This window comes from Pseudomonas citrullilanati, assembly GCF_030580855.1.
Taxonomy (GTDB): Bacteria; Pseudomonadota; Gammaproteobacteria; order Pseudomonadales; family Pseudomonadaceae; genus Aquipseudomonas; species Aquipseudomonas citrulli.
Map to the genome: position 1 here is coordinate 1 of NZ_JAUQOP010000061.1, position 26,780 is coordinate 26,780.

The 26,780-nt window shown below is 64.1% G+C and carries 24 protein-coding genes; 10 read left to right on the forward strand and 14 right to left on the reverse strand.

The window, feature by feature from the left end; translation table 11 throughout:
* Nucleotides 1-340: 340 nt before the first annotated feature.
* A complete protein-coding gene (locus Q6A48_RS24430) occupies nt 341-2,341 on the reverse strand; it encodes a peptidase U32 family protein (RefSeq protein ID WP_304556985.1) in 2,001 nt (666 codons plus the stop codon).
* Nucleotides 2,342-2,460: 119 nt separating this feature from the next.
* A complete protein-coding gene (locus tag Q6A48_RS24435; RefSeq protein WP_304556986.1) occupies nt 2,461-4,029 on the reverse strand; it encodes a sensor domain-containing diguanylate cyclase in 1,569 nt (522 codons plus the stop codon).
* A 93-nt stretch (nt 4,030-4,122) separates the two neighbouring features.
* On the opposite strand from Q6A48_RS24435, the gene Q6A48_RS24440 reads away from it, so the two are divergent.
* Nucleotides 4,123-4,581, forward strand: coding sequence for a metallophosphoesterase family protein (locus Q6A48_RS24440; RefSeq protein ID WP_304556987.1), 459 nt, complete (start codon nt 4,123-4,125; stop codon nt 4,579-4,581).
* Nucleotides 4,582-4,591: 10 nt separating this feature from the next.
* Here the strand turns inward: Q6A48_RS24440 and Q6A48_RS24445 are convergent, their stop codons facing one another.
* The 3 genes from Q6A48_RS24445 to Q6A48_RS24455 all read right to left on the reverse strand — a co-directional run bounded on the left by Q6A48_RS24445 (nt 4,592) and on the right by Q6A48_RS24455 (nt 7,762).
* A complete protein-coding gene (locus Q6A48_RS24445) occupies nt 4,592-5,494 on the reverse strand; it encodes a sugar phosphate isomerase/epimerase family protein (RefSeq protein ID WP_304556988.1) in 903 nt (300 codons plus the stop codon).
* A gap of 155 nt (nt 5,495-5,649) precedes the next feature.
* Nucleotides 5,650-6,819, reverse strand: a complete 1,170-nt coding sequence (locus Q6A48_RS24450) for a Gfo/Idh/MocA family protein (protein WP_304556990.1) — start codon at nt 6,817-6,819, stop codon at nt 5,650-5,652.
* Between the two features lie 19 nt (nt 6,820-6,838).
* Complete coding sequence (locus Q6A48_RS24455; RefSeq protein WP_304556992.1) at nt 6,839-7,762, reverse strand: TIM barrel protein; 924 nt, start codon at nt 7,760-7,762, stop codon at nt 6,839-6,841.
* 127 nt (nt 7,763-7,889) lie between these two features.
* On the opposite strand from Q6A48_RS24455, the gene Q6A48_RS24460 reads away from it, so the two are divergent.
* The 6 genes from Q6A48_RS24460 (at nt 7,890) to Q6A48_RS24485 (ending at nt 14,082) form a co-directional block, all read left to right on the forward strand.
* Complete coding sequence (locus Q6A48_RS24460; RefSeq protein ID WP_304556993.1) at nt 7,890-8,945, forward strand: LacI family DNA-binding transcriptional regulator; 1,056 nt, start codon at nt 7,890-7,892, stop codon at nt 8,943-8,945.
* A gap of 334 nt (nt 8,946-9,279) precedes the next feature.
* Entirely contained in the window at nt 9,280-10,605 is a 1,326-nt protein-coding gene (locus Q6A48_RS24465) for a flavin-containing monooxygenase (protein ID WP_304556995.1), read from the forward strand.
* On the forward strand, nt 10,605-11,015 hold the full coding sequence (locus Q6A48_RS24470; protein ID WP_003182257.1) for a RidA family protein: 411 nt from the start codon (nt 10,605-10,607) through the stop codon (nt 11,013-11,015). Before Q6A48_RS24465 ends, Q6A48_RS24470 begins: the two co-directional genes overlap by 1 nt.
* Before the next feature lie 10 nt (nt 11,016-11,025).
* Nucleotides 11,026-11,700: a DUF1028 domain-containing protein gene (locus Q6A48_RS24475; RefSeq protein ID WP_304556997.1), complete on the forward strand. Its 675-nt coding sequence runs from the start codon at nt 11,026-11,028 to the stop codon at nt 11,698-11,700.
* Nucleotides 11,693-12,862 (forward strand): acetylornithine deacetylase, encoded by a 1,170-nt coding sequence (gene argE, locus Q6A48_RS24480; protein WP_304556998.1) that lies wholly within the window; start codon nt 11,693-11,695, stop codon nt 12,860-12,862. Before Q6A48_RS24475 ends, argE begins: the two co-directional genes overlap by 8 nt.
* Before the next feature lie 239 nt (nt 12,863-13,101).
* Nucleotides 13,102-14,082 (forward strand): gamma-aminobutyric acid-binding protein, encoded by a 981-nt coding sequence (locus tag Q6A48_RS24485; protein ID WP_369811730.1) that lies wholly within the window; start codon nt 13,102-13,104, stop codon nt 14,080-14,082.
* Between the two features lie 232 nt (nt 14,083-14,314).
* Here Q6A48_RS24485 and Q6A48_RS24490 read toward each other — a convergent pair whose 3' ends face one another.
* The 5 genes from Q6A48_RS24490 to Q6A48_RS24510 all read right to left on the reverse strand — a co-directional run bounded on the left by Q6A48_RS24490 (nt 14,315) and on the right by Q6A48_RS24510 (nt 19,473).
* Nucleotides 14,315-15,226, reverse strand: a complete 912-nt coding sequence (locus Q6A48_RS24490) for a LysR substrate-binding domain-containing protein (protein ID WP_304557000.1) — start codon at nt 15,224-15,226, stop codon at nt 14,315-14,317.
* 207 nt (nt 15,227-15,433) lie between these two features.
* On the reverse strand, nt 15,434-16,636 hold the full coding sequence (locus Q6A48_RS24495) for an NAD(P)/FAD-dependent oxidoreductase (protein ID WP_304557001.1): 1,203 nt from the start codon (nt 16,634-16,636) through the stop codon (nt 15,434-15,436).
* Between the two features lie 253 nt (nt 16,637-16,889).
* A complete protein-coding gene (locus Q6A48_RS24500) occupies nt 16,890-17,273 on the reverse strand; it encodes a response regulator transcription factor (protein WP_304557002.1) in 384 nt (127 codons plus the stop codon).
* A 101-nt stretch (nt 17,274-17,374) separates the two neighbouring features.
* Nucleotides 17,375-18,022, reverse strand: coding sequence for a response regulator transcription factor (locus Q6A48_RS24505; protein WP_304557003.1), 648 nt, complete (start codon nt 18,020-18,022; stop codon nt 17,375-17,377).
* Nucleotides 18,023-18,024: 2 nt separating this feature from the next.
* Complete coding sequence (locus Q6A48_RS24510; protein WP_304557004.1) at nt 18,025-19,473, reverse strand: PAS domain-containing sensor histidine kinase; 1,449 nt, start codon at nt 19,471-19,473, stop codon at nt 18,025-18,027.
* A gap of 411 nt (nt 19,474-19,884) precedes the next feature.
* On the opposite strand from Q6A48_RS24510, the gene Q6A48_RS24515 reads away from it, so the two are divergent.
* A complete protein-coding gene (locus Q6A48_RS24515) occupies nt 19,885-20,826 on the forward strand; it encodes a LysR family transcriptional regulator (protein WP_304557005.1) in 942 nt (313 codons plus the stop codon).
* Between the two features lie 38 nt (nt 20,827-20,864).
* Here the strand turns inward: Q6A48_RS24515 and Q6A48_RS24520 are convergent, their stop codons facing one another.
* The gene (locus Q6A48_RS24520) at nt 20,865-21,875 is read right to left on the reverse strand and encodes a GlxA family transcriptional regulator (protein WP_369811731.1); all 1,011 of its coding nucleotides are present in this window, start codon (nt 21,873-21,875) and stop codon (nt 20,865-20,867) included.
* Between the two features lie 188 nt (nt 21,876-22,063).
* Between Q6A48_RS24520 and Q6A48_RS24525 the strand changes: the two genes are divergently transcribed.
* A complete protein-coding gene (locus Q6A48_RS24525) occupies nt 22,064-23,071 on the forward strand; it encodes an ABC transporter substrate-binding protein (protein ID WP_304557008.1) in 1,008 nt (335 codons plus the stop codon).
* Nucleotides 23,072-23,143: 72 nt separating this feature from the next.
* Here the strand turns inward: Q6A48_RS24525 and Q6A48_RS24530 are convergent, their stop codons facing one another.
* The 3 genes from Q6A48_RS24530 to Q6A48_RS24540 form a co-directional block, all read right to left on the reverse strand.
* A complete protein-coding gene (locus Q6A48_RS24530; protein WP_304557009.1) occupies nt 23,144-23,935 on the reverse strand; it encodes a transporter substrate-binding domain-containing protein in 792 nt (263 codons plus the stop codon).
* An 87-nt stretch (nt 23,936-24,022) separates the two neighbouring features.
* Nucleotides 24,023-24,655 (reverse strand): response regulator, encoded by a 633-nt coding sequence (locus tag Q6A48_RS24535; RefSeq protein WP_304557012.1) that lies wholly within the window; start codon nt 24,653-24,655, stop codon nt 24,023-24,025.
* 29 nt (nt 24,656-24,684) lie between these two features.
* On the reverse strand, nt 24,685-26,046 hold the full coding sequence (locus Q6A48_RS24540; protein WP_304557010.1) for a cache domain-containing protein: 1,362 nt from the start codon (nt 26,044-26,046) through the stop codon (nt 24,685-24,687).
* A gap of 313 nt (nt 26,047-26,359) precedes the next feature.
* Between Q6A48_RS24540 and Q6A48_RS24545 the strand changes: the two genes are divergently transcribed.
* A partial coding sequence (locus tag Q6A48_RS24545) for a carbon starvation CstA family protein (protein WP_304557011.1) occupies nt 26,360-26,780 on the forward strand: 421 nt, incomplete at its 3' end.

The following is a 26,780-nucleotide window of genomic DNA, read 5'->3' on the forward strand; positions in this document are numbered from 1 at the left end:
GAGAGGCGCTTTGGCCTGGCTCATGCTTGTTGTTCGAGGGCGGAAACTCAGTCAACTGTTCGAGCTTTGAGCCAAAGCGGGAAGAGTGGACAGCAGCTTGGCTCCCACACGTGCTTAGGGCACCGCGACCCGTCAGCTTGCTGTCCACCCCTCTCACCTTTGACTTTATCCTGTCTTAAGACACAAGCGAGCTTGCTCGCGATGGCGGCGGTCCAGTCGACAGCTCTGCAACCTGACCCACCGCTATCGCGAGCAAGCTCGCTCCCACTGGGTCACTCAAACCACTGTGGGAGCGAGCCTGCTCGCGAAGAGCAGTGCGGTCAAACAGCATGCATCGGGTTCAATGCGGCGCGCGAGGAATGGTCTTGAGCAGGTCTTCCGGGCTGATGTGGCCGACAATCGGCTCCGCGGTGCTGCCCGGCAGTGGCAGGTCGAGGATGTGGCCCTTGATCTTGCCCACCACGTGCATCTCGCAGGGCTTGCAATCGAACTTCAAGGTCAGCACTTCATCCCCGTGTATCAGTTGCATCGGGGCCACCTTGGTGCGCACGCCGGTGACACCCTTGGCCTGCTTGGGGCAGAGGTTGAACGAGAAGCGCAGGCAGTGCTTGGTGATCATCACCGGCACTTCACCGGTCTCTTCGTGGGCTTCGAAGGCCGCATCGATCAGCTTGACGCCATGGCGATGGTAGAAGTCCCGGGCCTTCTGGTTGTAGACGTTGGCCAGGAACGACAGGTGCGACTCCGGGTACACCGGCGGCGGGTTGGTCTCGGCCTTGCGCCCACCGCGTGGGTGAGCTTTGAGGCGCGCGACGGTTAGCGCCTCGATGGCTTCGCGGCGCAACGTCTTGAGCTGCGAGTTGGGAATGAAGAACGCCTGGGGCGCGTCCAGCTTGATCGACGTGGCGTGGTAGTCGGTGGTGCCCAGCTGGCCGAGCAGGTCGTGCAATTGTTCCAGGGCCTGTTCCGGCTTGTTGGCCACGCCGAATGGCCCGTCCAGGGCAACGCTGGCGCTGATCCCTTCTTCGCTGGTGGCGGTCAGTTCCAGGCGCTCTTCGCGCAGTCGAGCGACCCAGGCCAGGCCGATCCGGCGCTCGGAAGAGGTCTTGAGCAGTGCTTGCTGCCAGTTGTGGTCCAGGTTGCGGCTCAACGGATGGTTGGGACGCAGTTGGTACAGGCCCGCCGGCATTTCGTTGGGCTCGACCCGGTAGCGGTAGCGCTTTTGGCCGTCCTCGTCGAATTCGCCCTTGGGTTCGGCGATGTTGGCCCGGAAACCCACGACTTCACGCTTGACCAGCACGTTGAGACCGTCGCCGTTGGACAGGGGGTCGAAGGTCACGACCTGCATGTCGCGCTTGCCGACTTTTTCCACCACGCCCACCGGCACGCCGGTAAAAGTCGGCGAATCGAAGGCGCCGATGTCGATCTTGCGCTCGCTGACAAAGTAGTCGGTGCTGCCGCGGTGGAAGGTCTTCTCCGGGTCGGGCACGAAGAAGTGCGCAGTGCGGCCGCTGGAAGCGCGGGCCAGGTCCGGGCGGTCTTCGAGGACGTCGTCCAGGCGCTGGCGGTAGTAGGCCGTGATGTTCTTCACATAGCCCATGTCCTTGTAGCGGCCTTCGATCTTGAACGACCGCACGCCGGCTTCCACCAGGGCGCGGATGTTGGCGCTCTGGTTGTTGTCCTTCATCGACAGCAGGTGTTTTTCGTAGGCGACCACGCGACCCTGGTCGTCCTTGAGGGTGTAGGGCAGGCGGCAGGCCTGGGAGCAGTCGCCGCGGTTGGCGCTGCGGCCGTTCTGGGCGTGGGAGATGTTGCACTGGCCGGAAAAGGCCACGCACAGCGCGCCGTGGATGAAGAACTCGATGGCCGCCTCGGTCTCGTCGGCGATGGCGCGGATTTCCTGCAGGTTCAGCTCACGGGCCAGGACCAGTTGCGAGAAGCCGGCCTGGTCGAGGAACTTCGCCCGCGCCAGGGTCCGGATGTCGGTCTGGGTGCTGGCGTGCAGCTCGATCGGCGGGATGTCCAGCTCCATCACCCCCAGGTCCTGGACGATCAGCGCATCGACACCGGCATCGTACAGTTGGTGGATCAACTGGCGGGCCGGCTCCAGCTCGTTGTCGTGCAGGATGGTGTTGATCGTGGTGAACACCCGGGCGTGGTAGCGATGGGCGAACTCCACCAGCCGGGCGATATCGCCCACCTCGTTGCAGGCGTTGTGCCGGGCGCCGAAGCTGGGGCCACCGATGTACACGGCGTCGGCGCCGTGCAGGATGGCCTCGCGGGCGATGGTCACGTCGCGGGCGGGGCTGAGCAATTCCAGATGATGTTTGGGCAAGGACATGGGTTTTCTAGTCAGGCTGGTCACGGTCGAAGCGAGCATTGTAGCCGCCAGGCGCCTTGCCGGCACCTGTGGACTTCGGATTGCCTGCCGCGCACCGATGCACGGTGCGGCGCGGGCGCTCAGGCAGGGGGCGCGGCGGCGCTGCACCAGCGGTTGCGGCCGGTGTTCTTGGCCAGGTACAGGTAGGCGTCGGCGGCCTTGATCAGCATCGCCGGCGTGACCTCCTCGGTGGCCGGCTGGCAACTGGCGATACCCGCGCTGGCCGTGACCAGGCCCAGCGGATGGTCGCCGTGCTCGATGTTCAGCGCCCGGATGCCCTCGAGGATTTCCTGGGCGACCTTGGCCGCCCCGGTGCTGTCGGTGTTGGGCAGCAGGACGGTCAGTTCCTCGCCGCCGTACCGGACGGCCAGGTCGCCCGGTCGCTTGATGGCTTTCTGCACCGCCAGGGCAATCGCCCGCAGGCAATCGTCCCCGGCGGCGTGGCCGTATTTGTCGTTGAAGCGCTTGAAGTAGTCGACATCGAGCATGATCAGCGCCAGGGACGAGCCCTGGCGCTTGGCCAGGCGCAGCGCCTCGGCCAGGGCGCTGTCCAGGCGCCGGCGGTTGCCCAGGCCGGTCAGGCTGTCGGTCAGCGCCATGTCGCGCATGGTCTGGTGGGCGCTGCGGATCTGCTTCTCCATGCTCATCCGGTAGCGCAACTGGCTCAGTACGATGAGCCCGAAGCCGACGAGTATCGCGATCAGGAAGATCAGCACGACGCCGGTCTTGAACAGGTCGCGGCGCCACGGCGCGATGATCGACTCCCGGGACAGGCCGGCTTCCACCACCAGCGGGTAGGTGGTCAGGGCCCGGTAGCCATACAGCCGCTCGGTGTCGTCGACGACGGCCCGGGCCTCGGCCACGCCCTGGTTGGAGGTGGGCAGGAAGTTCTTGAAGATCACACTGTTGACCAGGCTCTTGCCCACCACCGAGGCGACGAAGGGGCGGCGTACCAGGATGGTCCCGCTGCGCGTGGCCAGGACCAGGGCGCCCTTGTCGTCGATCTTGAAGTCGCCGTAGTAGTCGACGAAATAGCTGACCTTGACGGTGCCCAGCAGCACCCCGGCGAAGGAGCCGTCGGGGTTGTTCAAGCGCCGGGAGATGGGGATGATCAGGTCGTTGGTGGAGCGGCTCCTGATCACTTCGCCGATCCTCACGTTGCGGTCTTCGTGGGTGCGGTGGTACTGGAAGTAGTCCCGGTCGGCGTTGTTCGGCATTTCCGGGATCACTTCCTTGTCCGTCACCAGCCATTGGCCATCAGGGCCGTAGATAAACAGCCCGTGCAATTGCGGCATGATGGCGGATTGCTGGACCAGCAGCTTGTGGATGCGCGGGATGTCGATGTTCTGCAGCCCGTCGCCTTCGACCCGCTCACTCAGCGCGGCGGTCACCACGTCCACCTGTCGGATGGTGTCTTCGGCATGCTGCGCCGTGGCCCGTGCCAGGTTCGTCACCGAGTCGCGGGCGGCCGCAAAGGCGGCGCGATAGTCACGCCAGGTCCGCCAGCCCTCGACGGCCAGGAATGCCATGACCACCACCAGCATGAAGCTCACGGTGAGCCGAAGGGCGGCGCCGGTCCGTGCAGCCTGGGGCGAGAAGGCTTCGTCAGAGTTGTCTACCTCTGGCTCTGGCCGTTTGCGTCCGAGCATCAACATGTTCCTTTTACGACGGGGCTGCGCATTTGTTGGCGGGGAGCCTATCTTATTCGAATTCGGCACAATAATCGTCGCGAGGGAGCCAGGATGAAAGTCGGCGTCATATCCGATACCCATGGTCTGCTTCGTCCGGAGGCGCTTGATGCCTTGCAGGGGTGCGAACGGATCATCCATGCCGGCGACATCGGCAGCCCGGACATACTCGACCAATTGGCGGCGATTGCGCCGTTGCAGGTGGTGCGGGGCAACAATGACCTGGGCGCCGAATGGGCCGTGCATCTGGCTGACCGCCTGCAATTCGACCTGGAGGGATGGACGGTCGTGGTGGTCCATGACATCGCGGATGTGCCGGCAGCGCTCGGCCCCGGCGTGAGGCTGGTGATCACCGGCCACTCCCATAAACCGCTGATCGAGTGGCGTGGCGAGCGGCTTTACCTCAATCCTGGCAGCGCCGGCCGGCGACGGTTCAAGTTGCCGGTGACGTTGGCGCTGCTTGAGGTGAGTGAGCAATTGATCGAGCCGCGGATCGTGCCGCTGCTCCCATGACCGGCACGGTCTAGCGGAAATACCGGTCGACGTAGGACTGGATTTCCTTGCGCATGAAGCGCCCGGACTCATCGGCCCGTTCCTCCCAGCCGAATACGCAAGCGGTGACGATGCCGTCGAAGCCGGTCTTGGCCAGTTCACTGAAGAACAGGTCCCAGTCGATCTCGCCCTGGTGCATGTCCATGTGCTGGTGGACGGTCACCTTGGCGCCGGGAGGGTTGACGATGTAGCGCAGGCCGGACGAAGCCTTGTGGTTGTAGGTGTCGGCGATGTGGACATGGGCGATCATCGCCCCGGCCTCGGCGATCATGGCCTTCATGTCATCGCCGAAATAATAGGTATGCGGCGTGCAGTAAAGGAACTTGACGTTGTCCGAGCCGATGGTCTTGAGCATGTCGAGGGCCGGGCGCAGTGTCTCGCACCAGTCTTCCGGGTGAGGCTCGACGTTCAGCGTGACCCCCTCGCTTTCCAGGATCGGCACCAGCTCTTCCATCGAGCGCCACCAGGCCGCTTCGCTCGACTCGTGGCTGTGCACGCCACCGCAACAATTGATGGTATGCCCGCGATCAGGCGACGGACCACGACCAAACTCCGAGTTCATCGTGGTGCAGCCCATTTCCACGGCGATCTGGATGGCTTCCTTCCAATAGTTCACCGCGGCCCGGCGTTCGTCTTCATGGGGGCTGGCCCAACGGTACATCGGCAGCAGCGAGGCCAGTTGCAAATCGTGGTCGCGCAGGGCTTTCTTGAACTCGGCGATGCGTGCCTTGTGGGCACGGGGGCGTACCCACCAGGGCAGGAAGTCTTCCCGTGGCGACAGCTCCAGGTACTGGTAGCCGAGTTCGGCGGTCTTGCGGCACAGGTCCGGCAGGTTCAGGTGACGGTGCATGTAAGGGTCGAGGGCGATTTTCATTGTTGTTCTCCGTTAAGTAATGCTCACTACCGTGGCGAGGGGTTTATCCCGCCGGACCGCGAAACGGTCCCAAATGGATCTGCTGCGGTGTATCAGGATGGAATGTCGGGGGCCGCTTCGCGCCCCAGCGGGGATAAATCCCCTCGCCACAGGGGTCAATAGGCGACCCACGCGGCATCCTTCTCGGCTGATTCCACGCAACGTTCGACCCAGCGCACGCCGTCCACCCCGGCGTCGATGTCGGGGAAGCGCAGGGCGGCCAGCGCCTCGCTGTCGCCCCGGTCCGCCGCATCCATGGCCAGGGCGAAGCGTCGATAGAGATTGGACCAGGCCTCGAACAGCCCTTCGGGGTGGCCGCCACCGATGCGGTCGTCCTGCAGCGCGTCGGCGTGCAGGTAACCCATGCCGCGTTCCAGGATCTGCGCGGGTTGGCCCTGGATTTCGAAGCTCAACTGGTTGGGCCGCTCGTCCCACCATTCCAGGCTGGCCCGGGAGCCGATCACGCGGATTTTCTGCCCGTGCATGGAACCGGCATTCACTGCGCTGGACCACACCATGCCCATGGCGCCGCCTTCGTATTCCATCAAGGTGTAGGCGTTGTCTTCCAATGGGGCACGGCTGGCGACGAAGCTCTGCCGGCTGCACATCAGGCGTTTGATCTTGAGGTCGGGCAGCATCACCTTGGACAAATACAACGGGTGCGTGCCGACATCTCCCAGCACGTAGCTGGGCCCGGCCTGGCGCGGGTCGACGCGCCATTGGGTGGCCTGGTTCTGCGCCTCCACTGGTGCGCTGTGGAAACCATGGGCAAACTGCATGTGCACCATGCGGATCTCGCCCAGCGCCTGCGCGGCGAGCATCGCCCTGGCCTGTTCGATCAACTGGTGCCCGGCGTAGCCGTAAGTCAAGCCAACGATACGCCCCTTGGATCGCGCCAGGGTACGCAGCGCCTCGGCCTGTTCGAGGGTAAAGCACAGCGGTTTTTCGCAGACCACATGCAGCCCGGCCTCCAGGGCGGCGCGGGTGATGGCGTAGTGAGTGCCGTTGGGCGTGGCGATCGATACCGCTTCAATCCCATCGGGACGTTGGGCTTCCAGCTCGAACAGGCTGAGGTAGTCCGAATAGCAGCGCTCGGGGTCGATACCCAGTTGCTCGCCAAAGGCTCGGCCACGGGCGGGATCGACGTCCAGCGCCGCGGCGACCAATTCGAAATTCCGGTCGCGCAGGGCGGCCGAGCGGTGGATGTAGCCGATCTGGCTGTGCTCGCCGCCACCGACCATGGCCCACCGGATGGGCCGCGTGATTGTTTTGCTGCCGTTGATCATGACGTTGTCCCTTGTGTGATCAGAAACCGATGCGGGCCAGGTAGGCACGGCTGGCGGCCACGTCGTCGAGGCTGCTTGCCGCGTTGCGCGGATCGCGCTCCTGTTCGACGGTGATACAGCCGACGTAGCCCAGTTCATGCACGAGGCTGTGCAGCGCCGAGTAATCGATGACGCCCTGCCCGATGGGGCACATCACCCCCCGGGCGCAGGCGTCGAAGAAGCGGATGCGTTCGCCCAGCACCTGGTCGAACACCACCGGGTCAATGTCCTTGAAGTGCAGGTAGTCCAGGCGATGGGCGTAGGCGCGCAGCGACGCGACCGGGTCCATGCCGGCGTAGTAGAGATGCCCGGTGTCCAGGCACAGTCCGGCAATTTCATCGGGTATGTCCTCCACCAGGCGCGCCAATTCATCGGCGAACTCGATGTAGCCGCCGGCATGGGGATGGATGACGGCGCGGATGCCGTATTGACGCCAGGCGATGTCGGCGATGGCGCGGATGTGCGCCATCATGGCGTTCCAGCGTGAATCGTCCAGGCGCGGGGCGCGTTCCGAGTGACCGGCGGCGTAGTCGCGCGCCTCGTGGCCCCAGTCGATAATCACCAGGTAAGGCCCGGCATGGCGCTGGCCGGCTTGCGGTTCCATGGCAGGCAGCTGTTTGAGCAGGGTGCAGATATCGTGGGCCTGGCGCAGCAGTCCGGGCAGGTTGGCGGGGCTGACGAGGTCGTCGAAGATCGTCCCGGCGACCACTTGCAGATCATGCTCGGCCAGGACCGGAACGATGGTTTCGGCGTCGAGCGGCAGGTAGCCGTAGGGCCCCAGCTCGATACCGCGATAGCCGGCCTCGGCCGCTTCGCCAAGCACCTGGCGCCACGGCGGCAGGAATGGATTGCTGACGTCATCGACGCCCCAGCAACAAGGCGCTGTGCAGATATGAATCGTCATGAGGTGCTCCGGCTGCATTTGTTTTTAGGTGCCTGGCCTGATGCTATTGAGTTGTCGCAGAGAGGACCATGGGGGGATGGTCTAATGTGTCAAAACACCTCATGATGCCCCGTAGAGGTGTCAATACATGTCAGAGCAACGCCGCCGCAAACTGCGCCCCACCATGGCCGATGTTGCCCGGGAAGCCGGGGTCAGCCTGTCGACCGTCGACCGGGTGCTGAACCTGCGCGCCGATGTGCGTGCCGACACCGCCCAGCGCATCGCCGCGGCTGCCGCACGGCTGGGGTTCCATGCCAAGGCCGTTATCGAGCAGCGGCTGCTGAATGACCGCCCGACATTACGGCTTGGCTTCCTGCTGCAGAAAAGCGGCGTGCCTTTTTACCAAGGGCTCGCCCACGCCTTGTCGAACGCCGCCGCGACCTGCACGCGAGCAAGGATTCGGGTGGTCATCGGTTATCTGGACGATCTCGACCCGGCCATCGTGGCGCATCGGATCCTGGCCCTGCGCGACCAAGTGGACGGCCTGGGCGTGGTGGCGGTGGATCACCCCCGGGTCCGGGAGACGGTCGCGCATTTGCGCGAGACAGGAGTCTCGGTGGTGGCGCTGCTGTCGGAGCTGTCCAGCGCCAGCGGCGCCGGGTATGTCGGGTTGGACAATCGACTGACGGGCCGCACGGCAGGTTGGTTCGTCAGTCGCCTCGCGAGTCAGCCTGGCACGGCGGCCGTCATGCTCAGCAGCCAGCGTTTTCAGTGCCAGGAGCTGTGCGAGTTGAGCTTTCGCAGTTATCTGGCCGAACACTCCAGCGAATGGGAGCTGCTCGCATCGCGCCTGACGCTGGAGGATGATGAGTTCGCTTATGGCAATACGCTGGATTTACTCACGGCCGAGCCCGACCTGGCGGGGCTTTATGTGGCCGGCGGTGGCATCGCCGGCGTGTTGCGGGCGTTGCGCGGTCTCCAGGAACAACAGCTTCGCCTGCCCGTGGTGGTGTGCCATGACCTGACACCGTTGACACGGGAGGCCTTGAAGACGGGGCTGGTCCAGGCGGTGCTGTCCCATCCCGTCGTGGCCATGGCCGCACAGGCGATCGAAGCACTGGTCGAGGCTGCGACCGCCCTGGCCCCAGGTCCGGCGCCGAGACGGGTGGTGCCGCTTCAGATCGATGTGCCGGAAAGCACCTGAGCGCCTGCTGCCCTTCGAGTCACTGCCATCGCGAACAGGGCTCGCCCCCACAGGGTTGGCGATGTCAATCGATCTGGCGGCCAATCGGCATCAGGCTGCCTGGCCTGCCGTGGCCATTGCCCTTTGCCATGATGGCCAATAACCCTTACGCCGCCGCAGCCCATTTTTTTCCTTCCCAGCAACGACAAAAACCCTCGTTTCGCAAATCTCCCCCTGCCAACACAATCGCCTCGACATCTGATCTGGATAGCTGCAAGCGCAGAACAACAAGAAGTCAGACCCGAGGCGGCGCGATGCCGGCCTGAACCAAACCTACTGCCGGAAGTGCACAGACATGCCTGTTGAAACCCTACGCATCGATACGCTCGTCATAGGCGCCGGCCAGGCCGGCGTCGCCATGAGCGAACATTTGAGCCGGCAAGGCGTGCCTCATCTTGTCGTGGAGCGAAACCGCATTGCCGAGGCCTGGCGCACCGCGCGTTGGGATTCGCTAGTGGCCAACGGACCGGCCTGGCATGACCGTTTTCCGGGGTTGGAATTCGCAGGGCTAGACCCGGATGCCTTCGCGACGAAGGACCAGGTGGCCGAATACTTCGAAGCCTATGCCCGCAAGTTCAACGCACCGATCCGTACCGGCGTGGAGGTCAGGAGCGTCGAGCGCAACGTCGGTCGCGCGGGCTTCAGCGTCGAAACCTCCGAGGGCCTGATCGAAGCGATCCATGTGGTCGTCGCCACCGGGCCATTTCAACGGCCAGTGATCCCACCGATTGCACCGGACATGGCAGCGGTCACCCAGCTTCACTCGGCTCACTATCGCAACCCCGGGCAATTGCCCGAGGGGGCTGTGCTGGTGGTGGGCGCCGGGTCTTCCGGGGTGCAGATCGCCGACGAACTGCGTCGCGCCGGCAAGCAGGTCTATCTCTCGGTGGGGGCCCATGATCGTCCCCCCCGGGCCTATCGCAACCGTGATTTCTGCTGGTGGCTGGGCGTGCTGGGCGAGTGGGACGCCGAGGCGGTCCAGCCTGGCAAGGAGCACGTCACCATCGCGGTGAGCGGGGCCCGTGGCGGCCATACCGTGGATTTTCGCCGATTGGCCCACGAGGGCATCACCCTGGTGGGGTTGACGAGATCGTTCAACGGCAGCCTGGTGACCTTCGAACCGAATCTTGCTGAAAACATTGCGCGCGGCGACGAAAACTATCTGGCGCTGCTGGACGCCGCCGACGCCTACATCGAGCGCAATGGCCTTGACCTGCCGCTCGAACCAGAAGCCCGCGACCTGCTGCCCGACCCGCAATGCCTGACCCAGCCCATCCTGGAACTGGACTTGGTCGCCGCCGGCGTGACCAGTGTCATCTGGGCCACTGGCTACTCGGTGGATTACAGCTGGTTGAAGGTCGACGCCTTCGGCGCCAATGGCAAGCCTCGGCATCAGCGCGGCGTGTGCAGTGAGCCGGGCCTGTATTTCATCGGCTTGCCATGGTTGTCGCGTCGAGGCTCGGCGTTCATCTGGGGGGTCTGGCATGACGCCCGGCATGTGGCCGACCACATCGTCAAGCAACGCATTTACCTCGCCTATCAGGATGCCGCCCAGCGCCAGGCCCCGGCGCTCGACAGCGATTCACAGCGTTCCAAAACCAGTCTCACGGGAGTCCGTTGATGCCTACTCATACGCGTATTCGCATGTTCAATACCAAGGACACCTACCCGAACCAGACGCTGGACAACGATCTGTGCCAGGCCGTGCGCGCCGGCAATACCGTCTACGTGCGCGGCCAGGTCGGCACCGACTTCGATGGCCAGCTGGTGGGGCTTGGCGATCCTCGCGCCCAGGCCGAGCAGGCCATGCGCAACGTCAAGCAATTGCTGGAGGAAGCCGGCAGTGACCTGAGCCATATCGTCAAGACCACGACTTACCTGATCGACCCGCGCTATCGCGAGCCGGTGTACCAGGAAGTCGGCAAGTGGCTCAAGGGCGTGTTTCCGATCTCCACCGGGCTGGTGGTCAGTGCCCTGGGCCAGCCGCAGTGGCTGATGGAAATCGACGTGATCGCAGTGATCCCCGAATAAGGAGCGGAACATGACCTTTTCCATCGTTGGGCGCTGTGCCGAAACCGGGCAGTTGGGCATCGCCATCAGTTCCTCGAGCATTGCCGTTGGTGCCCGCTGCCCCTGGTTGCGGGCGGGCGTCGGCGCGGTGTCGAGCCAGAACATTACCCTGCCGGCCCTGGGGCCGCAGATCCTGGATGAACTGGCGAGCGGCCTGGAGGCGCAAGCGGCGCTGGAGGGGGCCCTGGCGCGCAATGGCTACAGCCAATACCGGCAGGTGGCGGTGATCGATGCCGAGGGACGCACGGCGATTTTCAGTGGCGAACATAGCCTGGGGACCCACAACGCAGTGGCCGGTGAGCAATGCGTGGCGGCCGGCAATCTGTTGGCCAGCGGTGCGGTGATCGAGGCCATGGTCACCGCCTTCGAGCAGGGCGGTGGTTGCCTTGCGTCACGCTTGATGAGCGCGCTGCTGGCCGGGCAGGCGGCGGGCGGGGAGGCCGGGGCGGTGCATTCGGCGGCGCTGTCGGTGGTGGGTGACCTGACCTGGCCCATCGTCGACCTGCGGGTGGACTGGGCCGAGGAAAATCCCATCGGCGAGCTGGAAAAGCTCTGGCTCGCCTATCAACCGCAGTTGCAGGATTACCTGACCCGCGCGCTCAACCCGACACTGGCGCCCAGTTATGGAGTGCCGGGCGATGAGTGAGTTGCGCAGTCGCGCCCTGCTTGCCGCGCTCGTGGGCTTTGCCACGGTCAGTCGCGAGTCGAACCTGGCCTTGATCGAGTTCGTACGCGATTACTTGCAAGGGCTGGGCGTGGACAGCGAGCTGATCTACAACGCCGAGCGAACCAAGGCCAACCTGCTGGCGAGCATTGGCCCGGCGGTGCCTGGTGGCGTGGTGTTGTCCGGGCACACCGATGTGGTGCCGGTGGATGGGCAGGCCTGGACGGTCGATCCGTTCTGCCTGACCGAGCGGGACGGCAAATGGTTCGGGCGGGGTACGGCGGACATGAAGGGCTACTTGGCCTCGGTACTCGCGGCGGTGCCGGTGTTCTTGTCCAGTGCGCTTCGGCGGCCGGTGCACCTGGCGTTTTCCTATGACGAAGAGGTGGGTTGCCTGGGCGTCCACAGCTTACTGGAGGTGTTGGTCCGGAGGGTTCCTCCACCGGCCCTGTGCCTGATTGGCGAACCCACCCAACTCCGACCGGTGCTGGGGCACAAAGGCAAGCTGGCGATGCGCTGTCATGTCCGAGGGGCGTCCTGCCATTCGGCCTATGCCCCTAATGGAGTCAACGCCATCGAGCAGGCGGTGCGGCTGATGGGGCGCTTGGGCGAGATCGGTGCACAGCTGGCCGAGCCATCACGGCATGACTCGCGCTTCGATCCGGCGTTTTCCACGGTTCAGGTCGGGGTGATCCACGGCGGCACGGCGCTGAATATTGTCCCGGCCGATTGCCGTTTCGATTTTGAAGTACGCGCCTTGCCGGATTTCAATCCCCAAGTGGTGGCCGAGCAATTGCAGGCGTTTGCCGAACAGACACTGCTGCCGGCCATGCAGGCGGTGGTGGGCGATACGGCGATTCGTTTTGAACCACTGTCCGCCTACCCGGGCCTGGCGACCTCGCCTGACAGCGCTGCTGCGCAACTGGTTGCGCGACTGTGCGGCAGCGACGCTTTCAGCACCGTCGCCTTTGGCACCGAAGGCGGCCTGTTTCACCAGGCCGGCGTGCCGACGGTGGTCTGTGGTCCCGGCAGCATGGACCAGGGGCACAAACCCGACGAATACGTGAGCGTTGAACAAATGGCCGCCTGCGATCGCTTGATGGATCGGTTGGCGTGTCATCTCTGTGAACCCAATGATTGCTGACCGCCAGGGTGCCTGAGGAGGACGATTTCAAGGGAAGGAGATTCCTGGTGGTCAGCCAGGCGAGAACGAACAGGCCGACAAGAGCCTTTGCTGTAGACCATACCGCCCGCGCTTACGGTCACCCTTGAGTCCCGTCGCCGGCTCGTGCGGGCGAGCCGGCATTTTCGAGGAACCGCTTCATGTCCAGATCCTTGCGTTGCAACATCGCGTGCACAGTGGCGCTGTTGAGTTCCAGCGTCATGGCCGCGCCCCAGAACCTGACCGTGATTTCCTTCGGCGGTGCCACCAAGCAGGCCCAGGACAAGGCCTACTTCCAACCCTTCAATGCCAGCGGTGCGGGAAACATCGTGGCGGGTGAATACAATGGAGAGCTGTCGAAGATCAAGGCCATGGTCACCGCCGGCCATACCAGCTGGGACGTGGTCGAAGTGGAAAGCCCCGAGTTGCTGCGCGGCTGTGAGGAAGGGCTGTTCGAAAAGCTCGACCTGACTGGCCTTGGCGACCCGGCGAACTATGTGCCGGGCGCGCTCAATGAGTGTGGCGTCGCCACCTACGTGTGGTCGATGGTCCTGGCTTATGACCAGACCAAGCTCGCCAAGGCCCCCAAGTCCTGGGCGGACTTCTGGAACGTCGCCCAGTACCCGGGCAAGCGTGGCCTGCGCAAGGGGGCCAAGTACACCTTGGAAATCGCCCTGTTGGCCGATGGGGTCAAGGCGCAGGATGTGTACAAGGTGTTGAACACGCCGCAGGGCGTGTCCCGGGCCTTCGCCAAGCTGGACCAGATCAAGCCGAATATCCAATGGTGGGAAGCCGGCGCCCAACCGGCGCAATGGCTGGTGGCGGGGGACGTGGCGATGAGTGCGGCCTACAACGGCCGGATCGCGTCGGCGCAAAAGGAAGGCATGAAGCTGAGCATCGTCTGGCCGCAGAGCCTCTACGACCCGGAGTACTGGGCCGTGGTCAAGGGTACGCCGAACAAGGCCCTGGCCGAGCAGTTCATTGCCTTCGCCAGCCAGCCGCAGACCCAGAAGGTGTTTTCGCAAAACATTCCTTATGGGCCGGTGCACCTCAAGACACTCGCGTTGTTGCCGACCACGGTCCAGGAACAACTGCCCACCGCCGAGGCCAACCTGGCCGAAGCCCAAGCCGTGGACGCGGAGTTCTGGGTCGACCACGGCGAGGAGCTCGAACAGCGCTTCAACGCCTGGGCCGCTCGCTAGGCCCCGAACGTCCCATCTATTGTAAATATGGGCCTGTGGCGAGGGGATTTATCCCCGCTGGGGCGCGAAGCGGCCCCAAGATACCGACAAACTTAGAGTGTCAGGCAGATTGATCTGACGGGTCTGGGGGGCTGCTGCGCAGCCCAGCGGGGATAAATCCCCTCGCCACAAGAGTGAGTACTTAGCAGCACAAGAGTCACTGTTCAGCACGGCGATGGTGTGGGCTGGTCGGTCAGGCCAGCCATTGCCTGAACTGTTCCTTGCAGTAGTCGACGAACAACTGCGCCGGCTTGGTGAGGTGGGTGCGCTTGAGCCAGCCCGCCACCAGAGCCGAGCCTGTCACGTCTTCGGTGATGTTCACGCACACCACCTGTTGCCCGTCATAGGTGCAGGTGGAATGCGGCCGGGTCACCAGCACCGCGAAGCCGAACGCTTGGCCGACCATGCCCCGGACCATTTCAATGGACGGCGAGCTGAACACGATGTTCGGTGTCAGGCCCAGCTCTTCGAAAATGCTGACGAAATAGGTCCTGCTGGGTTGCACGTCCAGCAGGATCATCGGTTCCGACGCCAGGTCACGCAGCGAAACCTGCGCCTGATTGGCAAAGCGGTGCCCCGCCGGCAACAGGGCGTAGGGCCGTTGTGGCGCCGTCAAGGCCTCGGTCTCGATGGTGCTGTCCAGGTCGTGTTCATAGAAAATCGCCAGGTCGAAGCGCCCCCCGGTCAAGCCTTGCATGAGTTCCTGCTGCTCACCGTCCTGCAGGCGTATCTCGACGCCCGGAAAGCGTTCGCGAAAACCGGCGATCAGCCGCGGCAGGTAGAGCGGCGCAACGGTCTCGAAGCAGCCGATATCGATCTGGCCGCTGACCACGTCGTTATCGGCCAGGGCGTTCTGCTCGAACTCCCGTGCCATGCGCAACAACTCCTGGGCCTTGCGATAGAAGCGCGCGCCGCCAGGGGTCAATGACACGCCCTGGGCATGGTGACGGATGAGCAACTGCACGCCGAAGCTGTCCTCAAGGCCCTTGACGGCCGTGGCGATCGACGGTTGGGCGATGTAGAGCTTGCGAGAGGCTTCGGCCACGCTGCCACATTCGACGGTGGTGACGAAGTACTTCAGTTGACGCAGGGAATAGGACGCCACGGCAGACCTCGATCCGGATGGTTTTTGCCTACCATACCCTGTGCCGGTCGCACGGGAGACAAGCGTTGCCACGGATTTTGCTCGGCAATGACGATATTCGGGCTGGGTTTGGGTGCGCAGACAAAAAAAACACCCGCCGAACGATCATTGGCGGGTGTCCGGGAAAGACCGGCGCAGGAAGGGGGATTGGCCGGGTGGGCGATCGGGTTACGCCACCGGGATCAACGGGTCCGCCGCGGCCAGGGCGGTGGCGCGGTCGGCGGCCGGCGGGTAGATCCAGACGCTGTTGATCTGGGTCTTGAGGTCCTTGGCTTCCTGGCCCACCAGCTTCAGCTGGCGATCCCAGCCTTCGGTGTACACCGCGCCCCAGGCACCCAGGTCCAGGCAGGTCACGTACTTGGGCTGGCTGTAGGGCATCGGCGCGACGCCGAGCAGGTCGGCGGCGACGTTGTTGCCGGCGTAGCGACCCAGGGCGATGGCGTGCTGGCAGGACATCACCGCGTGGTTGCCCAGTGTGTCGGTGGCGGCGTAGGCCACGTCACCGGCGGCGAATATGTGCGGCTGCCCCAGTACTTTCAGGTGGCTGTCGACGTGCAGGCGGCCCTGGGCATCGCGGGTGCCGGCCACGTGCTGGGTCAGCGGGCTGGCCCGGAAGCCCACGGTCCAGATCACGGTGCGGGATTCGATGCGCTGGCCGCTCGACAGGGTGACGCCGCCGGCGTCCACCGATTCCACCGACGCATTGAGGATCCACTCGATGCCCAGGTGCGCGGAGGCTTCGATGATGGACGGGCGGATGCCGTCGCCCATGGATGCACCAATCTGTGGCCCGCGATCCACCACGATGACCCGGATGTCCGCGTCCTGGCCGAGGACGGCGCGCAGGCGGGCGGGCATTTCGGTGGCCGTTTCGATCCCGGTGAAGCCGCCGCCGGCGACCACGACGGTGTTGCGGGCGGGGCTGTCCGGCAGGCTGGCAAGGGTCTTGAGATGGCTTTCCAGCCGGGTCGCCTGTTCGATCTGGTCCACGTCGAAGGCGTGCTCGATCATTCCGGCCAGGTCGGGGCGAATCAGTTGGCTGCCCGCCGCCAGCACCAGGCGATCATAGTTCAACGTGCCCTTGGCGCCGGCCGCGTCGTGGTAGCCCACCTGCTTGAGCGTGGCATCGACGCTGTCGGCCGTACCCTGTACGAAATTCACCCCGACCGCATCGAACAGGCTGTCCAGCGGGGCCAGCATGGTGTGCACGTCCGGCTCGTAGAAACGTGGACGGATGCGCAATTGCGCCTGGGGGGCCAGGACGGTGACCTGCACGTCATGGCGATCATGCTGGTCCAGCAGGCGAGCCGCGCTCAGTGCGCTCCAGACACCGCCGAAACCTGCGCCGACAATCAGAATATGCTGTTTCATGAGTTGCTCCCGAAGACTGGATCGATACGTTGAGTTATTCAAGTGTTCAGCGTGACCGTAGGGCGAGCGCGAAAAAGTGCGGGCATTGGACAGCGATCAGGACACCCATTCGGTTTCGGCCCGCTGCAGGAAATGGTATTCGCTGCGATAACGGCCAACACTTCTACATAAGGTCAGCGGGGATATGCCTGGGTGTGAATGACCTATACCAACGTATGGGGTCTTGCCGGCGGCCGGGAAAACCCAGGCGCGGCTAGTGGCCCGTCAGGCCACTCCCGAGCACCGACTCGATGCAGGCAATCAATTCGCCGCAATGGAACGGCTTTGGAAAGAACGCCACCGGCGCCGGGGAACCGGTGCTGACACGAGGGGCCGGGCCTTGGTAGCCGGTGATGAAAATGATCGGGATGAGCACGCCCTGGGCGCACAGCAGGTCGTACATCTGGATACCGGTCATGCCGGGCATTTGTATGTCGGATATCAGGCAGGCGGTGTCATCGAGTGGGTCGGAGGCCAGAAATGCCTGGGCGTTCGCGTAGGTACGCACGCTGTAGCCGTGGGAACGTAACAAGCCGTCGAGTGCAACGCGGACTGATTCATCGTCATCGATCACGGAGATAATCGCAGTGTCGGGCATTTCGATACCTTGAGTGGATATCAGATGGCATGAAGCCATCCGCCATCACTGCAAGATACGCCGTCCAACCACCCCGCCAAGTATACGTGGGTATGAACTTGCTAGACGTGGCGGGGCAACTCCAGCGCCTGGGCCATCCGCACCAGATCGGCAAAGGAACGCGCGAGCATCTTGCGCATGGCCTGGCCGCGATGAATCTTCACGGTGATTTCACTGAGGCCGATTTCCCCGGCGATCTGTTTGTTCAGCAAGCCCGAAGCGGCCAGCGCCATGACCTGTTGTTCGCGCGGGGTCAGGGTGCAATAGCGGTCGTGCACTTGCTGGTACGCTTGCCGGGATTCGCGCCGCTGCCGATCCCGTTGATGGGCGGCGGCCACCGCGTCGATCAGGTCCTGCTCCCGGAACGGCTTGGCGAGGAAGTCCACCGCGCCGGCCTTCATGGCCCGGACAGTCATGGCAATGTCGCCATGCCCGGTCATGAAAACGATCGGCAAGTGGACGTTGGCCTTGGCCAGCTCATGCTGGAAGTCCAGGCCGCTGGTGCCTTGCAATCGCACGTCCAGTACCAGGCAACTGGGCAACTCGGGGCGAGGGTGCAGGGCGAACTCGGCCACCGAACCGAACAGCCGGACCTGCAAGCCAATGGAGCGCAGCAGGCTGCCGAGGGCCTCGCGCAGCGGTGCATCGTCGTCGACGATGTAGACGATCGGGTCGTTGCAGATGGCCGGGGTCGGGCAATGGTTCGGCATCTTCAAGGGTTCCCGGGTGGCGTTGTGCTGGGGAGCAAGGGCAGGGCGAACCTGAACGCGGTGCCTTGGCCGACTTCGCTGGTGGCCCAGATCCTGCCGTTATGGAAATCGATGATGGAGCGGCAGATGGACAAGCCAATGCCCAGGCCGTTTTCCTTGGTGGTGAAGAACGGGTTGAACAGCGCGGGAAGAATCTGCGGCGCGATGCCGGTGCCCTGGTCCGCCACTTCCAGCACCACCTCGTCGTGTTCGGTCCAGGTGCGCAGGTGCAGGCATCGCTCGCGCGTGTCGATCCCCTCCATGGCGTGGCAGGCGTTGATGATCAGATTGATGATCACCTGCTGCAACTGCACCCGGTCGGCGCTGACCGTTGGGTTGTTCGCCGCCAGCTCGACGTGGGCGCTGACACGGTGATGGGCCAGTTGTTGCTGGACCAGGTGCAGCGTCTCGCTGACGATGTCGTCCAGGGATTCGGGCTGGCGCAACGGGTCGCACTTGCGCGCCAGCGCCCGGATGCGGCTGATGACCTCGCTGGCGCGGCAGGCGTTGGCGACGATCCGGTCGACGGAGTCGAGGGCCTCGTCCAGATCCGGCTGCGGGCGCACGAGCCAGCGGCGGCACGCCTCGCCGCTGCTGGTGATGGCCGTCAGCGGCTGGTTGACTTCGTGGGCGATGGAGGCGGCCATTTCCCCCAGCGAGGTCAGCCGGGTGGCATGGGCCAGTTGGCTCTGGGCGCGAAACAACGCTTCTTCGGCCTGCTTGCTGGCGGTGATGTCCATCAGCGCGCCGACGTACTGGCAGCCACCCTGGTGATCGGGCAAGGGGCTGGCGATCATGTGGATGTGCTTGAGGCGTCCGTCCGGCATCAGCAGGCGCAGCTTGACCTCGATCTGGAGGGCGCGGCGCGCCGCCTGCTCGAAAATCCCTCGCGCCAGTGCCAGGTCGTCGGGGTGCGTGCGGTCCAGCATCATCGACACGGTCGGCGGCCGGTTCAGCGGGTACTCGAAAATCCGGGCCGATTCCTCCGACCAGGCCATCGTTTGCCGATCACCGCGAAAGCCCACGCTGCCCGTCTGGCTCAAGCGCTGGGCGCCGATCAGGTAGGCTTCGTTGTGCCGCAGGCTGTCCGAGGCCTGCTTGCTGCGCAACGCCAGGAAAGCGATGGCCGACAGCGCCGTCAGGCAACGAAAGAACCCGGTGGTCGATTCCCAGCGGTGATAGCCGCCGTTATAGAGGAACATCGCCGTGAGCAGGACCATGCACATCAGCGCGACGCTGATCACCAGGTTGATGGAAAACAGATTGGCCGCCATCAGCAACAAGGTGATGTACAGCAACGTGGGGGCCAGGTCGGAATGGGTCTCGGAATTGATGATGACGATGCCGCACGCCACCACCAGCCCGACTGCCCAGCCCAGGGCATTGACCAGCGGGTGGCTGCTGATTCCCATCGATGACCGCACGCCCATGCGCAAAGTGGGGGGCCGAAAACTGTCATAGACGTTCCTGAACATCGCGGAAGATAGGGGCACGCGCCAGACCTTTGATTTTTTTTGGGGGTCTCGCCCTGGCCTCGGGGCGCAGGGCATTGCCTGGCTATATTAGAAGCGCGCCGTTTCCATCCGGTAGGACATAAAACCCTGAAATCCGGCCAAGCCCGCCCACCGGGCGCCATCGCGACGCTATACCGAAGTATCAGCGCGCCTGCCCAAAGCGTGAGCGCGGCGTCCCCAGGTACGACAGACAGCCGCCTGGCAGCGCGTTAATCTTCAATCACCGCGTCGCTGGCGGGCCTTGATGAAGGGGCCGGCGGCAATCTTGTTCACTTGCGACTCAAGGGCCTGGCGCCTGGGGCGACGACTATGATGAACAGAAACGACCTGCGTCGTACCGACATCGGTCTGCTGGTGGTCTTCGAAACCTTGATGCACGAACGCAACGTCACACGGGTCAGCGAAAAGCTGTTCCTCGGCCAACCGACCATCAGCAGTGCCCTGGCGCGCCTGCGGCTGATGTTCGATGACCCGTTGTTCATTCGCGTGGGCCGGCTGATGGAGCCCACCTCTCGGGCCGAAGAGATTTTTTCCAACCTGTCGCCAGCCCTGGACGGTATCGCCGCGGCCCTGGGCCGGAGCCAGGCCTTCGACCCGGCGACCAGCGAGGCGACGTTCCATATCGGGCTTTCCGATGACGTTGAATACGCGCTGCTGCCGGACCTGCTGCGACGCTTGCGGACCGAGGCGCCGGGCACCCGGCTGGTGGTGCGCCGGGCTGACCAGTGGCAAATCTCCCAGCTATTGACCTGCGGCGAGATCTCCCTGGGCATCAGCCATACCCTTGAGCTGCCGGCCAATGCCCGGCGCAAGGGGTTGCGCCCGATCCGGCCGATGCTCCTGCGGGCCGATTCGCAACCGGGCGAACTGAGCCTGGACGAATTCTGTCTCCGGCCCCACGCGGTGGTGTCCTCCATGGGCAAGGTCATCGATGACGCGGACCGAGCGCTGAGCCTCCTCGGCCGGCAGCGCCGGGTGGTGCTCACGGTGCCGCAGTTCAGCGCCTTGCCGGTGTTGCTGGCCGAGAGCGACATGATTGCCATCGTGCCGGATTACGTCGCCCTCGCCATGGCCGCGACGACGGGCCTGAGGGCGCAACGGGCGCCGCTCGGCTTGCCCGAGCACGAGCTGTCGATGGTGTGGCGCGGCGCCTCGCACAACGACCCGGGGGAACGCTGGTTGCGGGCCCGTTGCAGCACGTTCGTGGCCGGGTCGGCCGAGCAGGCGCCGCTGTCCAGGCGGGTCGCCTGAACGCTGCCGGGTGATCGGCGGAGCCCGGCGGGTGCGTATCAGCGGGAAAAACGATTGCGGTAGTCCCGGGGGGAGATCGAGAGGTGGCGCTGGAAGGTATTGCGCATCCGCTCCTCGTCCCCGAAGCCGCAGGCGCGGGCGATCTGGTCGATGTTGCGTTGGGAATCTTCCAACTGCCGTCGTGCGGCTTCGAGGCGAAACAGTTCGACGGCCTTGGCCGGGGTGCGTCCGGTCTGGCGCTTGTAGACCCGGGCAAAGTTGCGTGGGCTCATGCCGGCCTGGCGGGCCAGCCGGTCGATGGTCAGGTGGGCGTCGTCCAGGTGTTCGGCTATCCACAGGTGCAGTTCATCGAATCCGGCGCTGTCCTGCATCTGCAATTGCAACAGCTGGCTGAACTGCGCCTGGCCGCCGGGACGCTTGAGAAAGACCACCAGTTCCCGGGCCACTTGAAGGGCCACGTCGCGGCCGCAATCGGCCTCGACCAGCGCCAGGGCCATGTCGATCCCGGCACTGACCCCGGCCGAGGTCCACACGGCGTCCTGTTGGACGAAGATCGCATCCAGGTCGACCTCGACCCGCGGGAACCGATTCCTCAACAAGTCGCACATGGCCCAATGGGTGGCCGCCCGCCGTCCGTCCAGCAAACCGGCCTGGGCCATGAGGAACGTGCCGCTGCACACCGATGCGGTGCGCCGGGCCTTGACCGAGGCGCCGCGCAGCCACGCCACCAGCTCGACACAATCGATCATCGCCTGGCAGATATCGGGTGCGCCGGGGACGATCAGCGTGTCGATGCCGGCCTGGTCCAACTGATCCAGGGCGGCGGTGTCCACGACCAGCCCCTCGGCGGTGCGCATCAGCCCGCCGGCCAGGCTTGCGGTGTGCATCGCATAGCCCGGCAAGCCCCGTTCGGCCATGGCCTTGGTGGCCGCCCAGAACACCGTCTGGGCGCCGGTCAGGTCCAGCAGGCCCATCTGCGGGTAGGCCAGGAAGACCAGCGTGCGCGGCCGGGAAACAGACTCGGCGGCGCGGCCTACATCCAAGGTCATCTCGTTCATGATTGCTTCGCACGGGGGGCAGGGGAGTCTGCAAGGTTATCAAGGGATCGCGTTCGTGAGTGCGATTTCACGGCTCGGAGGCTGGATATTCAAGTGCTATCAATATGCTATTTCAGTATTTAAATTAATATTCTTATAGCCTTAAAGTCGTGGTCCACTTCCCGTGAGGTTACCCGATCATGGCTTTCAAGCGTTCCGCGCTCACCTTGTTGGTTTCCCTGGCAGCGACTGCGCTGCTCAATCCCTCGGCGCACGCCGAAGGCAAGATCAGCATCGCCCAGCAATTCGGCATCGGCTACCTGATCCTCGACGTGGTGCGTGACCAGCAGTTGATCGAGAAACATGGCAAGGCCCAGGGCCTGGATATCAAGGTGGACTGGAACAGCATTTCCGGCGCGACCGCGATGAACGAAGCCCTGCTCACTGGCGCCCTGGATGTGGTGTCGGCGGGCGTCCCGCCCATGTTGACGATCTGGGACCGGACCCGCGGCAAACAGAACGTCAAGGCCATCGCTTCGCTGGGGTCGATGCCCAACTACCTGCTGACCAATAACCCGAACGTGAAGAGCCTCAAGGACTTCACCGACAAGGACCGGATCGCCGTTCCGGCGGCGGGCGTGGGCTTTCAGTCGCGCACGTTGCAGATCGAAACGGCCAAGCTGTTCGGCAACGATCATTTCAAGAAATTCGACGACATTTCGGTCAGCCTTCCGCACCCGGATGCGACGGCGGCGCTCATCGCCGGCCAGTCGCAAATCAATGCGCATTTCTCCAGCCCACCGTTCCAGTATCAGGCGCTGCAAAGCCCTAACGTGCACAAGGTGCTCAGCTCCTATGAGGTGCTGGGCGGGCCTGCGACGTTCAACGTGCTCTACACCACGGAAAAATTCCACGACGAAAACCCCAAGACCTACAAGGCGTTCTACGACGCCCTGGTGGAGGCGCAGGGGATCATCAAGGCCGACAAACCGGCTGCTGCCCAGACCTACCTGCGCGTAGAACAATCCAAGCTGCCGCTGGCGCTGGTGGAAAAAATCGTCGTCGACCCTGAAATCGACTTCACCGTCGTTCCGCAACGCACCTACATCTATGCCGAGAAACTGCATGAATTGGGCGTGCTGAAAAACAAGGCCGACAGCTGGAAGGACTATTTCTTCGACGAGGCCCATGGCGGCGCCGGCAGCTGAATGCAGGGTGGCCCGGCAGGTTGATGCCATCGCGAGCAGGTTCGCTCCCCACAGGAAAGTGCCGGCTGACCGTCACTGAGCGGCTGGAACCGCCAGCCACTGGCCGATCACTTTCTGGTAGCTGCCGTTGGCCTTGCTCAGGTGCAGCCACTGGTCGACGTACATCTTCCAGGTGGTGTCATCGCGCGGCAGCAGGTAGGCCTTCTCGCCGTACTGCAGGTAGTGGGTCGGGTTGACGGCACACAGGCCGGGCTTGAGTTTTTGCTGATAGAGCGCTTCGGACGCGTCGGTGATCATCACGTCGGCCCGCTTGTCCAGCAGTTCCTGGAAGATCGTCACGTTGTCGTGGAACGCGAGCTGGCCCTTGGGCACGAAGGCGCGGACGAAGGCTTCGTTGGTGCCCCCGGCCGGCTCCACCAGGCGCACCGAAGGCTGGTTGATCTGTTCGAGGGTCTGGTAGCGCGACTGGTCTTCGCAGCGTACCAGCGCCACCTTGCCATCCACGTCCAGGGTGTTGCTGAAGTAGGCTTTCTTCTGGCGTTCCAGGGTCACCGAGATCCCGCCCATGCCGATGTCGCACTTGCCCGCCAGCATGTCCGGCATCAGGGTTTTCCAGGTGGTCTGGACCCATTGCACCTTGACGCCGAGGCTGGCGGCCAGCGAGCGCGCCATGTCGGTGTCGATCCCTTCGTAGTCGCCGGTTTGCGTCTTGTAGGTGTAGGGCTTGTAGTCGCCGGTGGTGCATACCTTGAGTTCGCCGCGCTGCAGGACCTCGTCCAGGTGGGAGGCGGCGGGCTCGGCCAGGGCATTGCCACACAGCGCCAGCAGGCCGCAGAACGTCATCGTGCTTGTTATGGTTTTCATGGGGATGGGACGTCTCGCAAGGGAAGGGGACAAGACGGGCCAGTGTAGTAAAAGTGCTTGCGGGTTGTCTCGGGGTGACGGCCTCGCTCAGCGTGAAACGATCCCGTGGTCGATCGCGTATTTCACCAAGGCCGCGGGTTTGTCGATGTTGAGCTTACGACGGATGCTCAGGCGGTGGGTTTCGACGGTGCGTACGCTGATGTCCAGCTCGCGGGCCATTTCCTTGTTGTTCAGGCCCTCGACCATCTTGCGCAGTACCTGGCTTTCCCGGGGCGTCAGCTCGTTGTCGGTGTTCGGGGCGGTGGCGAGGTGCTGGGCGATCCCGGCACTGTAGAAGGTGCCGCCGCCGATGATCGCTTCGATGGCCGCGACGATTTCCCGCGACGGGGCGTTCTTGAGCACATAGCCGCTGGCACCGCAGCGCACCGATTCGCTCACGTATTCATGATTGTCGTACATGCTCAGGATGAGGATCTTGAGGCGCGGGTATTGCTTGCCCAACAGGCGGGTCAGCTCAAGCCCGTTCATGTCCTTGAGGCCGATGTCCATCAGCAGCAGGTCCGGTGTGCAGCGGCCGACCATGTCGATCGCCTCTGCACCGTTCTCGGCCTCGCCGACCACGTCCAACCGTGGCATGACGGACAGCAGGGCGCGGATGCCGTCGCGCACCAGGGAGTGATCATCCACCAGGGCGACGCGGATCGCAGCGGGCAGGTCTATCGACGAGGGGTTCTCGGGCTCGGGATTCATCAGCTTTGGCTGGCCGTCAGGTTCATGGGCAGCAGGATGTCCAGCTCGCTGCGGCCTGGTTCGGAGGTGACCTCCAGGCGGCCACCGAAATGCTCGACCCGCTCACGGATATTGCGCAGGCCGATGCCGGCGTGGCCGCGTTCGACCTGCGGCACGTTGAAGCCCATGCCGTCATCCACCACGGTCAGGCGCAAGGACTCGGCGGAGCCGAACAGGCTGATGCCGACACTTTTCGCCCCGGCGTGACGTTCGATGTTGGTCAGGGCTTCCTGGGCGATGCGGAACAGCGAGACCGGCGCGCCGTTTTCCAGCCGGCAATCGAACTCATTGCTGCGGTACGACACCTCCAGCCCGCTGCGTTGTTGGAATTCGGAGGCGAGCTGGCCGATGGCGGCGGGCAGGCCCAAGGTGTCGAGCAGGGAGGAGCGCAGGTCGTGGGAGATGCTGCGGATTTCACCGATGGCCTCGCCCAATCGGTCCGTCGCGTTCTTGAGGATGCCCAGGCCGTTTTCCTGGCCGTTTTCCAGCACGTGGCTGGCCAGTTCGAACTGGAACTTGATCGACACCAGCAGTTGGCTGATGCCGTCGTGCAACTCCCGGGAGACCCGCGACCGTTCCTCTTCCTGCAGGCTGACGATGCGCTGGTTCAGGCGTTGCAACTTCTTGTCGGCCAGGCGGTGTTCGCTGACGTTGAGGGTCATGCCGCCGGCGAACACCAGCAGCACCGCCACCAGGGCGATGGCGGCGATGGCCTGCATGGTGGTGTGGATGCCCTGGGCGACTTCGGCGCGGGCCTGCTGGGTGGCGCGCTCGACGTCTTCCAGGTAGATCCCGGTGCCGAGCATCCATCCCCAACGGTCCAGCATCACCACGTAGGCCAGCTTCTCGGTGACCTGGCCGGAGGAGGGCTTGTTCCAGGCATAGCGCTGGAAACCTTCGCCGGACTGGGCACTCTTGAGCAGCGCCTGGATGACCGGCAGGCCGTGGGGGTCCTTCATGTCCCAGAGGTATTGGCCCACCAGGTCCGACTGGCGCGCGTGCATGAGGCTGCGGCCCTGGCGGTCGTAGACGAAGAAGTAGCCGTTGATGCCGAAGCTCAGCTTGCGCAGCTCTTCCAGCACTTGTTGTTGCGCGCGTTCGTCGCCCTGGCCGTCGTTGTACAGCGGCGCGATCAGGCTCTGGGCCATCTCGACGTAGTTCTTCAGCTCGGCGCGCTTGCTCGCCAGGATGCTGTCTTCGATGAGCTGTGCCTGTTGATCGCCCAACTGGCGATTGAGCGAGATCACCAGGGCGCAGATCACCGCGATCGCCAGCACCAACGGCAGGATCCCGAGGGCGACGATTTTGTGTTTGAGCAGCATGTGTACTCCTGTCCGGACTCGGCGGAGAGGCCAATGGCGGCATCATATGCCAAACCCATGGGTGACGCATAAAACCTGTGGAGCGAGGCATGTGGGAGCAAAGCTTGCTCGCGATGCAGGCTCCGCGGTTTATAAAAGACCGTATTGACTCCATCGCGGGCAAGCCTTGCTCCCACAAGGGCAATCAACGGCCTACGTAGTACTACGGATTTATTTATTGACGGTCTGCGGGGATATTGGGCCGGCTCCGAAAAGCGGGGCACACTATAAAAACAATCGCCGCAGTCCACTGGACCTCGGCAGGAGACACGCAATGACAACCCGTCTGGTTAAACACCTCGCCTGGTTTGCCGTGGCTGTTCTGGGAGCCTGTGCGTTGAGTGTCGTGGCCTTGCGCCGCGGCGAGGCCATCAACGCCCTCTGGATCGTCGTCGCAGCCGTGGCCATCTACCTGGTCGCCTACCGCTACTACAGCCTCTTCATCGCCAACAACGTGATGCAACTCGATGCGCGCCGGGCCACGCCTGCCGTGCTCAACAACGATGGCCTGGACTTCGTCCCGACCAACAAGCACATCCTCTTCGGCCACCACTTCGCCGCCATTGCCGGCGCCGGGCCGCTGGTCGGGCCGGTACTGGCCGCGCAGATGGGCTACCTGCCCGGCACGCTCTGGCTGATCGCCGGCGTGGTGCTGGCCGGGGCGGTGCAGGACTTCATGGTCCTGTTCCTGTCCA

Excerpts from the sequence above, each read along its gene's own strand:
- Q6A48_RS24430 (WP_304556985.1), bottom strand. The coding sequence starts at position 2,341 with ATGTCCTTGCCCAAACATCATCTGGAATTGCTCAGCCCCGCCCGCGAC.
- Q6A48_RS24435 (WP_304556986.1), bottom strand. The coding sequence starts at position 4,029 with ATGCTCGGACGCAAACGGCCAGAGCCAGAGGTAGACAACTCTGACGAA.
- Q6A48_RS24440 (WP_304556987.1), top strand. The coding sequence starts at position 4,123 with ATGAAAGTCGGCGTCATATCCGATACCCATGGTCTGCTTCGTCCGGAG.
- Q6A48_RS24445 (WP_304556988.1), bottom strand. The coding sequence starts at position 5,494 with ATGAAAATCGCCCTCGACCCTTACATGCACCGTCACCTGAACCTGCCG.
- Q6A48_RS24450 (WP_304556990.1), bottom strand. The coding sequence starts at position 6,819 with ATGATCAACGGCAGCAAAACAATCACGCGGCCCATCCGGTGGGCCATG.
- Q6A48_RS24455 (WP_304556992.1), bottom strand. The coding sequence starts at position 7,762 with ATGACGATTCATATCTGCACAGCGCCTTGTTGCTGGGGCGTCGATGAC.
- Q6A48_RS24460 (WP_304556993.1), top strand. The coding sequence starts at position 7,890 with ATGTCAGAGCAACGCCGCCGCAAACTGCGCCCCACCATGGCCGATGTT.
- Q6A48_RS24465 (WP_304556995.1), top strand. The coding sequence starts at position 9,280 with ATGCCTGTTGAAACCCTACGCATCGATACGCTCGTCATAGGCGCCGGC.
- Q6A48_RS24470 (WP_003182257.1), top strand. The coding sequence starts at position 10,605 with ATGCCTACTCATACGCGTATTCGCATGTTCAATACCAAGGACACCTAC.
- Q6A48_RS24475 (WP_304556997.1), top strand. The coding sequence starts at position 11,026 with ATGACCTTTTCCATCGTTGGGCGCTGTGCCGAAACCGGGCAGTTGGGC.
- argE (WP_304556998.1), top strand. The coding sequence starts at position 11,693 with ATGAGTGAGTTGCGCAGTCGCGCCCTGCTTGCCGCGCTCGTGGGCTTT.
- Q6A48_RS24485 (WP_369811730.1), top strand. The coding sequence starts at position 13,102 with ATGGCCGCGCCCCAGAACCTGACCGTGATTTCCTTCGGCGGTGCCACC.
- Q6A48_RS24495 (WP_304557001.1), bottom strand. The coding sequence starts at position 16,636 with ATGAAACAGCATATTCTGATTGTCGGCGCAGGTTTCGGCGGTGTCTGG.
- Q6A48_RS24500 (WP_304557002.1), bottom strand. The coding sequence starts at position 17,273 with ATGCCCGACACTGCGATTATCTCCGTGATCGATGACGATGAATCAGTC.
- Q6A48_RS24505 (WP_304557003.1), bottom strand. The coding sequence starts at position 18,022 with ATGCCGAACCATTGCCCGACCCCGGCCATCTGCAACGACCCGATCGTC.
- Q6A48_RS24510 (WP_304557004.1), bottom strand. The coding sequence starts at position 19,473 with ATGGGAATCAGCAGCCACCCGCTGGTCAATGCCCTGGGCTGGGCAGTC.
- Q6A48_RS24515 (WP_304557005.1), top strand. The coding sequence starts at position 19,885 with ATGATGAACAGAAACGACCTGCGTCGTACCGACATCGGTCTGCTGGTG.
- Q6A48_RS24520 (WP_369811731.1), bottom strand. The coding sequence starts at position 21,875 with ATGACCTTGGATGTAGGCCGCGCCGCCGAGTCTGTTTCCCGGCCGCGC.
- Q6A48_RS24525 (WP_304557008.1), top strand. The coding sequence starts at position 22,064 with ATGGCTTTCAAGCGTTCCGCGCTCACCTTGTTGGTTTCCCTGGCAGCG.
- Q6A48_RS24530 (WP_304557009.1), bottom strand. The coding sequence starts at position 23,935 with ATGAAAACCATAACAAGCACGATGACGTTCTGCGGCCTGCTGGCGCTG.
- Q6A48_RS24540 (WP_304557010.1), bottom strand. The coding sequence starts at position 26,046 with ATGCTGCTCAAACACAAAATCGTCGCCCTCGGGATCCTGCCGTTGGTG.